The 14,137-nt window shown below is 61.5% G+C and carries 12 protein-coding genes; 9 read left to right on the plus strand and 3 right to left on the minus strand.

The window, feature by feature from the left end:
* Window positions 1-7: 7 nt before the first annotated feature.
* From glpC to glpA, 3 genes are read right to left on the minus strand one after another with little or no spacing between them, the layout of a single operon-like run.
* The gene (glpC, locus tag ACL2XP_RS07710; RefSeq protein WP_413739111.1) at window positions 8-1,207 is read right to left on the minus strand and encodes an anaerobic glycerol-3-phosphate dehydrogenase subunit GlpC; all 1,200 of its coding nucleotides are present in this window, start codon (window positions 1,205-1,207) and stop codon (window positions 8-10) included.
* Window positions 1,207-2,478, minus strand: coding sequence for a glycerol-3-phosphate dehydrogenase subunit GlpB (glpB, locus tag ACL2XP_RS07715; RefSeq protein WP_413738096.1), 1,272 nt, complete (start codon window positions 2,476-2,478; stop codon window positions 1,207-1,209). The genes glpC and glpB overlap by 1 nt, the downstream gene beginning before the upstream one ends.
* Complete coding sequence (gene glpA, locus ACL2XP_RS07720) at window positions 2,468-4,141, minus strand: anaerobic glycerol-3-phosphate dehydrogenase subunit A (protein WP_413738097.1); 1,674 nt, start codon at window positions 4,139-4,141, stop codon at window positions 2,468-2,470. The genes glpB and glpA overlap by 11 nt, the downstream gene beginning before the upstream one ends.
* Before the next feature lie 372 nt (window positions 4,142-4,513).
* Here glpA and glpT point away from each other — a divergent pair, with 372 nt between their 5' ends.
* The 9 genes from glpT (at window position 4,514) to ACL2XP_RS07765 (ending at window position 13,939) form a co-directional block, all read left to right on the plus strand.
* Window positions 4,514-5,869: a glycerol-3-phosphate transporter gene (glpT, locus tag ACL2XP_RS07725; protein WP_413738098.1), complete on the plus strand. Its 1,356-nt coding sequence runs from the start codon at window positions 4,514-4,516 to the stop codon at window positions 5,867-5,869.
* A gap of 400 nt (window positions 5,870-6,269) precedes the next feature.
* The gene (locus ACL2XP_RS07730; RefSeq protein ID WP_413738099.1) at window positions 6,270-7,364 is read left to right on the plus strand and encodes an ABC transporter substrate-binding protein; all 1,095 of its coding nucleotides are present in this window, start codon (window positions 6,270-6,272) and stop codon (window positions 7,362-7,364) included.
* 10 nt (window positions 7,365-7,374) lie between these two features.
* Window positions 7,375-8,421, plus strand: a complete 1,047-nt coding sequence (locus tag ACL2XP_RS07735) for an ABC transporter ATP-binding protein (RefSeq protein WP_413738100.1) — start codon at window positions 7,375-7,377, stop codon at window positions 8,419-8,421.
* 13 nt (window positions 8,422-8,434) lie between these two features.
* Entirely contained in the window at window positions 8,435-9,316 is an 882-nt protein-coding gene (locus ACL2XP_RS07740) for an ABC transporter permease (RefSeq protein WP_413738101.1), read from the plus strand.
* A complete protein-coding gene (locus ACL2XP_RS07745; RefSeq protein ID WP_413738102.1) occupies window positions 9,313-10,113 on the plus strand; it encodes an ABC transporter permease in 801 nt (266 codons plus the stop codon). Before ACL2XP_RS07740 ends, ACL2XP_RS07745 begins: the two co-directional genes overlap by 4 nt.
* A gap of 16 nt (window positions 10,114-10,129) precedes the next feature.
* Complete coding sequence (locus tag ACL2XP_RS07750) at window positions 10,130-10,777, plus strand: cysteine hydrolase family protein (RefSeq protein ID WP_413738103.1); 648 nt, start codon at window positions 10,130-10,132, stop codon at window positions 10,775-10,777.
* Between the two features lie 31 nt (window positions 10,778-10,808).
* Entirely contained in the window at window positions 10,809-12,263 is a 1,455-nt protein-coding gene (locus ACL2XP_RS07755) for a hypothetical protein (protein ID WP_413738104.1), read from the plus strand.
* 23 nt (window positions 12,264-12,286) lie between these two features.
* On the plus strand, window positions 12,287-13,003 hold the full coding sequence (locus ACL2XP_RS07760; protein WP_413738105.1) for a GntR family transcriptional regulator: 717 nt from the start codon (window positions 12,287-12,289) through the stop codon (window positions 13,001-13,003).
* A gap of 30 nt (window positions 13,004-13,033) precedes the next feature.
* Window positions 13,034-13,939 (plus strand): MBL fold metallo-hydrolase, encoded by a 906-nt coding sequence (locus ACL2XP_RS07765; RefSeq protein WP_413738106.1) that lies wholly within the window; start codon window positions 13,034-13,036, stop codon window positions 13,937-13,939.
* The last annotated feature ends 198 nt before the right edge of the window (window positions 13,940-14,137 follow it).

Below are 14,137 nucleotides of genomic sequence, written 5' to 3' on the forward strand. Positions count from 1 at the left end.
CGCAATACTACGCCAGCGCCCGCGCCAGCAGGGTTATGGGATGCTCGCAGCTTTTGCTGGTGGACATTTCTATTTGCCATTTACAGGTTTCGCAGTCGGTCACCACCAGGTCCACGCCGCTTTGCTCGATTTGGCGAAACAGCGAGTTGCCGATGGCCTGGGACGTGGCGTAGTTTTCGGATTTAAAACCATAGGTGCCGGCGATGCCGCAGCATTGGGAGTCCAGCACCACCAGTTCGAGGCCCGGGATTTGGCGCAGCAGCTCCAGGGTATAGGCGGTCCAGCCCATTTTTTCCATATGGCACGGCGTATGGTAAGCCACCCGCAGCGGCATGGGTTTGAGCGGCAGCGCTTTGCCGGCATCCAGCAGGCGGTAAAGATAGCGCGTGGCCAGCTCGACCCGATCGCGCACCGCGGAGGTGTCCACCCCCAGCAGGTGGGGGTATTCCTCGCGCAGGGCGTGGATACAGCTCGATGAGGTGCCCACCACCGTGATGTCCCGCTCCAGCACCGCGTCGCGCAGCGAGGCGGTATTTCCCTGGGCCTGTTTTTTCGCCCGTTCGATAAAACCATTGGCAATCAGCGGTACGCCGCAGCATTTTTCATGCTTGAGCAACTGCACGCCGATATCCATGGCGTTGAACACCCGGATGAGGTCCTTGCCCAGCTGCGGGTGGTTATAATTGACAAAGCAGCCGTGGAAAAAAGCCACCTGCTGCGTATATTTCCGCTGGCCGGCGGCCTGACCGCGATACCAGCGGCGAAAGGTGCCGAAAGAGTATTTGGGCAGTTCCCGGCGGTGGTCGATATGCAGCGTTTTATCCAGCAGTTGGCGCACCGGTTTAAGCCCGGTGCCCAGATTGACGATGGGCGCCAGGGGCGTCGATAGCGATCCCATCAGATCCGTATGGCTCAGGATGGCATCGCGCAGGGTCGGCCGGTGCTCGCTGTAGCGGGCTTTGGCCCGCTGGATCAGGTCGCTGATGCGTACTTCCGAAGGACAGGCCACCTCGCAGCGTTTACAGTTGGTGCAGTATTTTAACGCCTCGTCATACAGCGACGGGTCCTTGAGCCTGAGCCGCTCCCCGTCCGGCCCGGCCTGTTTCGGCCCCGGAAACAGCGGATTCACCTTGGACACCGGGCAGTAGGTCGTGCAGACGGTGCATTTCAGGCAGCTATCAAAACTCTGGTCGTTCGACAGGTTCATCATTGGTTCTCCTGTGCCAGGATAATGCGCCGGGCGGCATGGAGCGCGCTGGTAAGCGAGACCCCGGCGCCGCAGCCTTGCCGCAGGGGATCGTAGCCGCCCAATACCGCGCCGATGGCGTAGAGATTTTCCAGCGGCCGGCCCGCGCGCAGCGCCCGCTGTCCGGCATCGGTTTTAACGCCGAATTGCAGGTAGGGCTGGGGCGCGAAAAAGTCGGCCCGGCTCCATGCGCCGCGATCGGCGTTGTCCCAGACATCAAGGCCAAATACCGGTTCCACGATTTGTTCGCGGGTCGCCACCAGCCCGTTGCTGAAAAAGCTGCCGCTGGCCAAGACCACCTGCCGCGCGCGCAGCGGGATATCGCTATGATTACGGGTATAAACCCCGAGGATGCGCTGTCCGTCGAACTGCGCTTTCAGGACTTTATCGCCGGGCATAAATATCCCTCCCAGCTGGTTGAAGCGCCTCAGCATGCCCTGATGCATACGGATGCCCAGCAGGGACGGGGGCAAGGTGGGCAGCAGATATACCGGCCGGTCGATGGCGGCCCGCAGGGCATCCAGCGCCCGGCGGTCGTCCAGGCCGATGCAGGCCGGCAGGATCAGGCATTCGGCATCTCCCGCCAGGCGGGCCAGCTCATCGGCCAGGGCGGCGCCGTTTTCCGCCAAATCCAGCACCCGGGCGATATTTACCGCGCGGAATTCGCTGGGGTTATTGCGCAATAAATCCAGCGCCGGCAAATGTAAATAGGCCGCTTCGGCCGCGATGCCTTGTTCCGCCGCCAGCGAATCGGCCACCATCTGCGGCTGAAAATCCAGGAACCCTTCAATGCCGATTACCGCCACCTTCCGCCAGGGCAAGACGCCGTCCAGCGGGGTGACCGGGATATCCGCCGGGCTGAGCCAGGTGGCCTTGCGGGTGCCCAAGGGGGTAATGCGCTGGTGGTTATGGGCCGGATCGCCGGACAGGGCGATATTGCAGCGTCCCAGCAGCGCCTGCGCTTCGCGCGCCAGGGGGATGATGCGGTCGGCGCCGATGACGCTATAAGGGTGCCGCGGGGCCTGCGCGGCCAGCGCGGCCAAACAGGCCGGGGGCGATGCCACGGGGGTGCCGTCCGGCAGCCGGCACAGCAGATCCAGGGAACCGGAAGAGAAATACAGCGCGCTTTGTCCGGCGCTGACCACCGCGCAATGTTTACCCTGTTCGGCCAGGCGGATGGCGCAGCTTAATCCCGCCAGGCCGCCGCCAATCACTACGGTATCAAATTCCATCGTCCGCCTCCCGTTTACCGGCATTGTCGCCGTCCAGGCCGCATAATCCCTGGTAAACCCAACTGGTAAATTCGCTTTCCCGCAGCGCGTCCCCCCAGGCAATCGGCCTGACGCCTTTCCAGCGTTCGTTCAGGAACCTGGACAACTGGACGATGGACTGCGCCGGCGTGGCGACATTAAACCGCGCCAGCAGGCCGGCGGCGCGGCAGGCGCACAGTTCGCCCTGGCAGGTGCCCATGCCCACGCGCGTACGGCGGCGCAAATCGGTCAGGTTATTCACGGTCAGGGACTCCGCCGCATAACGCACTTCGCCGGCGGTAACCGCCTCGCATTCGCATACCAGGCTGTTATCGAGCCGGCTGCCGCCGAGCGCCCGGCTGGCCCGATCGCCGTGACGATAAACCGCCGACCCGGCGATGCTCACGGGTAGCCGGCTGACGGTGCGTTTAGTTTCCTCGGGCGATAGCCGGGAGCCGGGCAGGGGATTTTCGGCGGTGGTGCAGGGCGCGCTAACGCCCAGTTTCTCGCAGACTTTATCGGTCGCCCATTGCGCCATCAGGCGATAGGTCATCAGCTTGCCGCCGGTAATGGTGATAAATCCCGCCATGCCGTCCCGGGCGGCATGATCCAGCAGCACGATGCCGCGGCTGACGCTGCGGCCCGTGGGGTCGTCGTCGCTGGCCACCAGGGGGCGCACGCCGGCATAGGCGCGCAGCAGGCGCGTGTGCGCCAGCATCGGCGCCAGCAGCGCGCCTTCGCGGATTAATAAATCCACCTCCTGCGGGGTCACCGCGAGACGATCGATCTCGTCATACCCGATGCGGGTGGAGGTGGTGCCAATCAGCGAAATGGTGTCTCCCGGCACCAGAATGTCGCCATCGGCGGGGGTGCGGCAGCGATTGATCACCAGGTTATTAATACGATGGCCCAGGATCAGCAACGCCCCTTTGGCCGGGAACATCCGGATCTTCAGGTCGGCATATTCGGCGATATGCTGCCCCCAAATGCCCGCGGCATTCACGACCATCGCCCCGTGGATCTCATGGTGCTGCCCGGATTTGTGATTGTAGACGCGCACCCCGGTGACCCGATCGTTATGGCGCAGCAGGCCGGTGACTTCGTGATAGGTCAAAAAACGCGCGCCGTGTTCCCGGGCGTCGAGCATATTGGCCGTGCTCAGGCGAAACGGATCGATGGTGCCGTCCGGCACCCTCACCGCGCCGACCAGGGCGGGATTCACCGCCGGTTCCAGGCGCCGGGCCAATTGGGGATCGATGGCCTGCGCATCGATGCCCGCGTCGGCGCAGGCGCTGATAAATTGCCGCTGATAGTCCAGCGAATCCTGCGGCAGGGTGATAAATAATCCGTCGGTGGGTTCAATACAATGGTGGGCAATGCGCTTGAGGATGCGATTTTCTTCAATACATTCGCGGGCGGATTCGGCGTCATTTACCGCATAGCGGGCGCCGCTGTGCAGCAGGCCGTGGTTATGGCCGGTGGCGCCGCTGGCGATATCATAGCGCTCCAGCAGCAGGCAATCCAGGCCGCGGCAGGCGCAGTCGCGGGCGATACCCGCGCCGGTCGCCCCGCCGCCGATAATGATGACATCCGTATCAGCATAAGGCTCCCGGCTGGTTGCGCCGTCATTCATACGGTTACTCATGAAACCTCCTATGGCGCGCCCCGTGGCGGCGGCGGTTTATAGCAGTATTAACCCACGAAATCCGCAAAAAATGTGTGATAAGGAACAATATCGAATCATAAACGAAAGTTATACGCGCGTTAAAAACCCTTTAGTTGATAAATGTCATAAATTAATTATGTGTGAATATGCCAAAGTATGACTAATGGTTAATTTTTGGTATTAAATTCATAAAAATGTAATAAATGTTACACAAATCACAACCCCCGGCGGCGCCCCTCCCTAGGATAAGATTCGTTATCGAACACATTATTCGTATGTAATCAATTCAACCTCGCATTGCCGTGATTCATTATGCGCGAATCATCACTAACAGAGCCATTGGAGGCGCCCATGTTGAGCATTTTCAAACCAGCGGCACATCAGCCCCGCGTCCCTATCGATCAGACCGACCCGGTGTATCGCCGGCTGCGCTGGCAAATCTTTATGGGGATATTCTTCGGTTATGCGGCGTTTTACCTGGTGCGGAAAAATTTTACCCTGGCCATGCCATATCTGATTGAACAGGGCTTTAGCCGCGGGGATCTGGGCTTTGCGTTATCGGGTATTTCCGTCGCCTACGGTTTTTCCAAATTTATCATGGGCTCGGTTTCCGACCGTTCCAATCCGCGCGTCTTTTTGCCCGCGGGGTTGATCCTGTCGGCGGCGGTAATGTTATTTATGGGGTTTGTGCCCTGGGCCACCTCAAGTATCGCGGTCATGTTTGTCCTGCTGTTCCTGTGCGGCTGGTTCCAGGGCATGGGATGGCCGCCGTGCGGACGGACCATGGTGCATTGGTGGTCGCAAAAAGAACGCGGCGGCATCGTTTCTATCTGGAACTGCGCCCATAACGTCGGCGGCGGCTTGCCGCCCCTGCTGTTCCTGCTGGGCATGGCCTGGTTTAACGACTGGCACGCCGCGCTGTATATGCCGGCGTTCGCCGCTATTCTGGTGGCCTTTATCGCCTTCGGATTGATGCGCGATACCCCGCAGTCCTGCGGCCTGCCGCCCATTGAGGAGTATAAAAACGACTATCCGGTGGATTACAGCGACAAGGCCGAAGTCGAACTGACCGCCAAGCAGATTTTTATGCAATATATTTTGCCGAACAAGCTACTGTGGTATATCGCCGTGGCCAACGTGTTTGTCTACCTGCTGCGCTACGGCATTCTCGACTGGTCGCCGACCTATCTCAAGGAAGTGAAACACTTTACGCTGGATAAATCCTCCTGGACCTACTTCCTGTACGAGTACGCGGGGATTCCCGGGACGCTGCTGTGCGGCTGGATGTCGGATAAGGTATTCAAAGGCAATCGCGGCGCCACCGGGGTGTTTTTTATGGTGCTGGTGACCATCGTTACTATTATTTATTGGCTAAACCCGGTAGGTAATCCCGGTATCGATATGGCTTGCATGATCACCATCGGTTTCCTGATTTATGGTCCGGTGATGCTGATCGGCCTGCACGCCCTGGAACTGGCGCCGAAAAAAGCCGCCGGCACCGCAGCCGGCTTTACCGGCCTGTTCGGTTATCTCGGCGGGTCCGTCGCCGCCAGCGCCATTGTGGGTTATACGGTGGATTTCTTTGGCTGGGACGCCGGGTTTATGGTGATGATCGGCGGCAGCATCCTGGCGGTGCTGCTGCTGGTCATCACCATGATCAGCGAAAAGAAACATATGGCGAAACTGGCGGCGGAAAAGGGGGACTGACCGCCGGGTAAACCGCTTGCCGGCGGGGTTAACCCGCGGCAAGCGGCACGATCGCTGCGCGCCGGTAAACGGCGCGCTATCCAGAAAACGCGTCAATTCGAAAAACCCCCGATCGCCGCGCACTCTTTCACTGATATCGCCGCTGTTTGCCCGTCCGGTATTGCACCAAAATATGGCGTCCCGCTAGCGCAGCGGGTGCATTGTGCCGGTGCATCCCTCCGCATCTATTTTATAACTTGCTGATAAAATAGTGATTATTCCCTTGGCATAGCTCTTGCATACCAGCTTATATATAAGATGGTATACAAGTTTAATCGATCTTCGCATTCCTCCGTTGGCGGGGCGGGAAAGTTTAAAAGGGCGTTTATTAATCACACAGCTATGAGGTCGGGTTGAAGACATGATGAAAAAAAATGCAAGCGGCCAGGGGATCTCCCGCCGGGGCCTGTTAAAAGGCATGGGTATCGCCACGCTGGCCGGCGCCGCGGGCCTGTCGATGGCTCCCGCCTTTGCCAAAGAGCGCAGCGTGCGCATATCCAACTTCGGCGGATTTTTTGAAAAGGCCTTTAAGGAACATGTTTATCCGGCCTTTACCCAGGCTACCGGCATCAAGATTGTGTCGTCGCCGCAATCCGCCAGCGAGCAATTCCTGATGCAACTGAGCCAGTCCAACAAGGCCGGGTCGGTGCCGATGGATATTTGCTGCGTTCAGCAAAGCGACCTGCTGCGCGGGCGCAGCCAGGGGCTATGGAAAACCGTTGCCGCCGGTAAAGTGCCGAATCTGGGCAACCTGATGCCGGCCTATCGCCAGGACGCGGGCGCGGATGTGGATAATGTCGCGGCCATGGGCTGGTACCTGACGTTCGTGACCAACACGGAAGAGGTGACGACCGCCCCCACCAGCTGGCGGACGCTGTGGGAGAAAAATCCCCAGGCCTGGGGATTACAGGGCGGGGCTTCGACGGTGTTGCTGGAAATCACCGCCGCCACCTTCTTTGAAGGCAGCAAAACGCTGCAAACCAAAGAGGGCATCGATCGGGTGATCGCCAAAATCGCCGAGTTGAAACCCAATGCCAAAATCTGGTGGACCGATGAAGGCACCATGCAAACCGCCTTGCAAAATGACGAAGTGAAGGGCGGGCTGTATTACCACGATGTGTCAATGATCATGAAAGGCGAGGGCACGCCGGTACTGTCCACGTTCCCGCAGGAAGGGGCGGTGCAGGGGTATAACTCCTGGTGTTTGCCCAAGGCCGGCCAATCCGCCGACGAAGCGCAGGAGTTCCTTAACTGGAGCTGCACTCCGGAATGCCATCAGCTGATTGCCCGTGGCGTCGGGGCCGCGCCGCTGCTCCCGCGCGCCAAACTCAACCTGACGGACGCCGAATTCGCCGCCGTGTCGTCGGAATCCACGCCCATTTTGGTCGACGCCGCCGTCAAGGTGAAGTATGCCGATTATCTGGCGCAGCAGTTCCTGAAAATGCTTACCGTCTGAGGAGCTTACGATGAACGGGTTAGCGGTGGTGGAGATCACCAAGATGTACGGTGCGCAGCCGGCGGTGGACCATATTTCCCTACATGTGCCCCGGGGTGAACTGGTGTGTTTCCTCGGGCCGTCGGGATGCGGCAAAACCACGCTGATGCGCATCATTGCCGGGCTGGAGCAGCCCGATTCGGGCAGCATCGTGCTGGAAGGGCAGGATATCACCCACCGGCCGGTGCATGAACGCAATTTCGGCATGGTATTCCAGGCGCTGGCGCTGTTCCCCCATCTTAGCGTGGCGGAAAATATCGGCTATAGCCTGAAAATCAAGGGCATCGTGGCCAGCGAACGCCAGGCGCGGGTGGCCGAATTATTATCCTTGATCGATCTGGCCGGGGTCGGCCAGCGGCGTATCGATCAATTGTCCGGCGGCCAGCGGCAGCGGGTGGCCATCGCCCGCGCCCTGGCGCAGCAGCCGGCGGTGTTTTTAATGGATGAACCGCTGTCGGCCCTGGATGCCCGGCTGCGCGACCATATGCAGCTGGAAATCCGCCGGTTGCAGCAGAAGCTGAAAATCACCACTATTTTTGTCACCCATGACCAGCGCGAAGCCATGACCATCGCCGATCGCATCGTGGTGATGGCCAATGGCCGGGTGCAGCAAATCGGCACCCCCGGCGAAATATACCACCAGCCGGCCAACCGGTTCGTCGCTAATTTTATCGGCCAGAGCAACCTGATCGAGGTGGAAGCCCTGGGCGGCGGCGCAGTGCGCCTGGGCGACGCCACCCTGGCGGTGGCGCGCATGCCGGCGGACGTGGCGGTGGGCGCCACCGCCACCTTATGTATCCGTCCGGAGGATGTGCTGCTCGGCGCGCCGGGCACCGGCCTGTTGCAGGGAGACATTGTGCAGGTGCGCGATCTGGGCAGCAGCATCGATATCCGGCTGCGCTGCCAGCACACGGATATTTTGGCCAGCACCACCGCCGCCCAATGGCGCCCGCTGGCGGCGCACACCCGTATCGGCGTCAGTTTCCCCGCCGACGCCGCGCAATTGCTGTCCCATTAGCCGAAGGTAACTTATGTCGACCGTGACTCACTCCCGCGCCCCGGCGCCGCCCGCGGCGCGCCGCCACCGCCCCGGCTGGGGCCTGCTGTGGCCGCTGGCGATGATACTGGTATTTATCGCCATACCGTTTGTGCTACTGCTGCGCGCCAGCGTTTCCCAACTGGACCCCAACGCCATCGAGGGCAGCGGTTTTACCTTGCATGCCTATGGACAGTTGCTGCAGCCGGTGGTGGTGGACGCCATCGGGTTTTCGGTCATGCTGGCTTTTATCGTGGCCAGCATCAGTTTGCTGGTGGCGTTGCCCACCGCCTGGTCGATTGCGGGTATGTCGCGGCGCGGCCAGGTAATCTGGCTGATCGCCTTGCTGACCACTTTCGCCCTGTCGGAGGTGCTGATCACGTTCGCCTGGCAAATCCTGCTGTCGAAAAAGGCCGGCATCTCCAATCTGGCGGTGCTGGCGGGGCTGCTGGATAAGCCCGTTTCGCTGCTGCCCAGCTTCGGCGGCATGGTGGCCTGCATTACCTATATGGTGATCCCGTTTAATATTTTGACGCTCTATCCCGCCATGTCCCGCTTCGATCACAGCTATCTGGAGGCGGCCCGTACCCTGGGCGCCCGGCCGCTGCGCGCGTTTTGCAGCGTGCTGCTGCCGCTGATCGGCAAGCCGCTCGGGGCGGCTTATATCATGAGCCTGGTATTTACCCTGGGGTCGTACGTCGCCCCGCTGGTATTGGGCGGCCCCGGCAACTGGACCATCGGCGTGGTCATCAGTGAAACCGCCATGAGCGGCCATAATATGCCGATGGCGGCGGCGATCTCGGTGCTGCTGCTGGCGGTAACGCTGCTGCTGATCGGCGGCGTGGTGAAGTTCAGCGCGAAAGGGGAAGCGGTATGAATCGTCTATTGGCCGTTATGTCCCAGCGCCTGCTGCTGTCGCTGCTGGCCCTGTTTATCGCCATGCCGCTGTGCGTGGTGGTGGCCATCAGTTTTAATTCCACGTCCAGGATGGTGTTTCCGCCGGACGCCTGGAGCCTGCGCTGGTACCAGGACTTTTTTACCGATCCCGGCTGGGTGGCGGCCTTTGAGCGTTCGCTGGCCATCGCCGCCCTGGCCTCGATCCTGGCCACCAGCATCGCGTTGCCGCTGGCGTTTATCGCCTGGCAGCGGCGTTCGCGCCTGGCGCGGTTATTAAGCGGCGCCGGCACCATGCCTTTTATGCTGCCGCCGGTGATTATCGCCATTCTGTTTATGCTGCTGTGGGGGTTCCTGCGCCATGTGGGGCAGATTGAAAACACCATTATCAGCCACGGCATGACCTTTCTGGCCCTGCCGCTGGTGCTGCTCAGCCTGGGGTTTAAGCAAATCGATCCCAGCCTGGTGGAAGCCGCCAGAACCCTGGGGGCGCGCCAGCGCCATATCGTCAGCGGCATCGTGTTGCCGCTGATTACGCCGTATATCGCATCCAGCCTGATTTTCGTCGCCATCCTGAGCATGAATGAATACCTGATTGCCTATATGGTGGCCGGATTTACGGTTGAAACCTTGCCGGTCAAGGTGTTTTCCAGCCTGCGGACCGGTTTTACCCCCACCATGTGCGTCGGGGCGGTGCTGTTTATGCTGGTCGGGCTGATGGGGTTTATCGCCATCGCCTGGCTGGACAATTTGCCCAGGCTGCTGGGCGGCAAACATTAACTTTAAAGGGAATACCATGACGGCAAAACGTAAAAATAACCCGATTATCGTCGGCCAGCCCGTGTTGATTGTGGTCGATATACAAAAAGGCGGCATGAGCGAAGACGATACCTGCGGCATCGACTCCATGCCGGGCATGATCCCCAACATGCTGCGCTCGCGCGGCGTGATTGACGCGGCGCGCGCCAATGGGGTGCCGATTATTTTTTTACAGGAAGTCCATCGTCCTTCCGGCGTGGATTTCGGCCGCGAGCTGGACGGGGATGAGGACGAGCATTTGGTGGACGGCTGGGAAAGCACCGAAATCGCCGCCGACGTGGTGGGGCTGCGCCCCGACGATTACGTGATCCAAAAGCGTCGTTACTCCGGGTTTATCGGTACCGATTTGCCGATATTGCTGCGCGGATTAAAGGCGGAAACCCTGATCCTGGTGGGCGGGCTGACCAATGTGTGTATTCATTACACCTTCGCCGACGGCCACCAGAGCGATTACCACTGCCGGGTGGTGGAAGACTGCGTCGGCGGGTCGGACCTGGCGGCCCACCAGGCCGCGCTGACCGCGATGGAATATTTGCAGCACGGCGCCCGGCGCAGCGCCGCCGAGATGATTGCCGCCTTCGGCGAGTACGGCCGCGGCGCGTTGCCGCTACAGGCGTCGGCGTAAGCCGGCCGGCGGGCTAAAGAGGAGGGTTAACGTGCAGATATCCCTGGTCCGCGACGCCTGGCAGGCGGTGCGTGAGGAAATTGAGCACCATTACGGATTGCTCTGGCGTTCGCCCGAGCTGCCGTGCATGGAGTACGGCGCGGCGGCGGCGCTGTGCGCGTGGCTGGAGCATCGCGGATTTAGCGTGGAGCGCGGGGTTAACGGCATTCCCACCGCCTTTATCGCCCGCAAATACCTGGGGCCGGGGCCGTGCATCGGCATCCTGGCGGAGTACGACGCCCTGCCGGGACTGGCCAACGCCTCGCGTGCGCAGCGTGCGCCGCTGCCCCAGGAGGCGGGCCATGCCTGCGGGCATAACCAGATCGGCCCCACCAATACCGGCGCGGCCATCGCCGCCGCCGATGCGGCGCAGCGGGCGGGGCTGGGCGGGGAGATCCGGGTGATCGGCTGCCCGGCGGAAGAGATTCTCTGGGGCAAGGTAGCGCTGTTTAGCACCGGTGCGTTTGCCGGCTGCGACGCGCTGCTCACTTCCCACGGGGATTACCAGAACGGCGCTATGTCCCGGCCGTGCCAGTCCGCCGCCACCGGGGAATTTGTTTTCCTCGGCGAGAGCAGCCACGGCGGATTCAACGGTAAAATCAATGCGCTGGAAGGCGCGGAAGATGCCATTATCGCCCTGCGCGAACTGGGCCGGCGTTACCCCGATACCCCGCTCAAGCATGTCATACGCGGCAATATGCATATGGCCGGCGTGGTGCCGGACGACGTCAGGCTCTATTTTACCCTGCGCCATGCGGATGTGGCGCGGGCGCAAGAAGTGTACGATGCGGTTATCGACCTGTGCCGCTCGGTGGCGGGTCGCGCCGGCCTGGCCTGGCGCCATCTGCCCATCGCCAGTTGCCGGGGCTACCTGCCCAACGCGGCGCTGGGCCAGGTGCTGCTCGACGGCCTGCGCACGGTAGGGCCGCCGCGGTGGGACGACGGGGATCTGGCCTGGATGGAGAGCCTGTCGGCGGCCTGCGCGCCGGGACAGCCGATGCAGCTGGACCGCGGCCTGGCCCTGTATGACCAGGGACAGGATTACTTCTGCCAGGACGACGGCGAAGTCAGCTGGCGCATCCCCCTGGGCCGGGTGAACTGGGCGTTTCCACAGCAGGTACCGATCCATCATTGGGGCTGGACCGCCCTGGCCGGGCACCGGGCGGGGCGGGCCGGGGCGCTAATGGCCTCGGAGGCGCTGGCTATCGCCTGCTGCCGACTGCTGGCGCAACCGGCGCTGGTCGCCCAGGCCAAAGATGAATTAATCCGGCGCGCGGGCAGCGGGGATTTAAGCCCGCCGCGCCTGGGCGCCTGGCGCACCCTGACCGGCGACCCGCGCAGTTTCTGGAACGCCACCTGGACCGAGGGCGAAAGCTCAACTGATGGCGGCGCGGCCGGGGCGATTATCAATAGGGCGACTATCAGTGGAACGGCTATCAATAAATAACGGTGGATTTCCCGAGGAAGGCTATGCAACTGACATCTGATCCACAAGACCGGCCGATCAAGGACCGTCCCGAAGGCATCGCCGAACGCATTTATGCGCAGCTGCGCGATGATATCTTCGAATTGCGCCTGATGCCCGGCGATCGTTTCAGCGAAGGGGATATCGCCCGGCGCATGGAAGTCAGCCGGACGCCGGTGCGCCAGGCGCTGTTTCGCCTGGAGCGCGAAGGCTATCTTGAAGTGTATTTCCGCAGCGGCTGGCAGGTGCGGCCGTTTGATTTTCGCCATTTTGAGGAGCTGTACGATATCCGTATCGTACTGGAACTGGCGGCGGTGCAACGCCTGTGCGAACGGGCGCAGGCCGACGCCTATCCGGCGCAGCTGGACGAACTGCGCGCCGCCTGGATGGTCCCCCCGGAGCGGCAGCTTACCGCCTGCGCCGACGCGTCCGCGCTGGATGAGCGCTTTCATAATGCGCTGGTGGAAACCACCGGCAATCGGCAACTGACCACCATGCATTGGGAAGTGACCGAAAAAATCCGCATTATCCGGCGGCTGGATTTTACCCAGCCGGTGCGCATCGCCGCCACTTACCAGGAGCATAACGCCATTTTGCAGGCGATCCTGGCGCGGCAGCTGCCGCAGGCGCAGCGGCTGCTGACGGAGCATATTCTGGCCAGTAAACTGGTGGTGCGCAATATCACCATGCACATGCTGAGCATGGCGCGCACGCCGCTGTGATGACCCATTAACCAACGGGGTAGTTTAACGATGCCGACTTCGCTCGCCGCCACCATGAAAATTTGCCGTCCCTGGCCGGGCATTATCGCGTTTTATGACGGCCGCATCGCGGGCAAGCGGCTGTATTCCGAGCGGGATAACTGGCTGGATAACGGCGCCTACTCCCTGGGAACCGCCAGCTATGCCATCGTGGACGGGGCCGAGGCCGTGGTCTACGACACCCATATGACGCTGGATCACGCGCGGGTGATTCGCCGCACGCTGGAAGACGCGGGGGTTACCTCGATCCGCGTGGTGCTCAGCCATTGGCACACCGATCACGTGGCGGGCAACGAGGTTTTCGCCGACTGCGAAATCATCGCCTGCGAACTGACCCGGCAATTGCTGATTGAACACCGGGAACAGTTGGAACACGGCGCGCCGCCCATCCGGCCGCTGGTTTTACCCACCACCACGTTCGAGGGGCGGCTGGCGCTGCGGGTGGGCAATCTTGAGCTGGAGCTGCGCCAGCTGGATATTCACAGCCGCGACGGCGTGCTGGCGGCGCTCCCCGCGCTACGGCTGGTGCTGGCCGGCGATACCCTGGAAGATACCCTGACCTACGTGGCCGAGCCCGCCAGGCTTGACGATCATTTACGCGGCCTGGCGCAGTTTATGGCCTGGGAATTCGACTGGATTTTGCCCAACCACGGCCGTTATGACACAATCGCGGCGGGGGGATACGGACGTAATCTGATTACCGCCACGCAGCGTTATACCGAACGCCTGCTGGAGCTGGTCGAGCGGCCGGAATTAGCCGCGCTGCCGTTAACGGAGTTCGCCGCCGGGGCTTTCGCCACCGGGGCGATAGCCTATTTCGCGCCGTATGAACCGGTGCACCGCAATAATATCCGCCAGATGCTGGCGCTGGCCGCGGCCAAGGCCGCCGGCGGATAACTCCCCGGCAGGCCGGCGAAGGCGTGAGTTTATTGACAAAGCGTCCGGTCGGGACAAGCTGCCGGATCGCAAACACGCAAAATTACATCCCTGCAAGCTCGATCCGCGCCGTCCGTGGCGCGGACGGTTTACTCTTCCAGCAGCCTGTCCCGCCTTTTGGCTCCGAGCTTTGGCTGCGAGTAGGTTTGCCAGAAATCT

The sequence above is a fragment of the Sodalis sp. RH21 genome (assembly GCF_047324175.1).
In the GTDB taxonomy this organism is placed as follows: Bacteria; Pseudomonadota; Gammaproteobacteria; order Enterobacterales; family Enterobacteriaceae; genus Acerihabitans.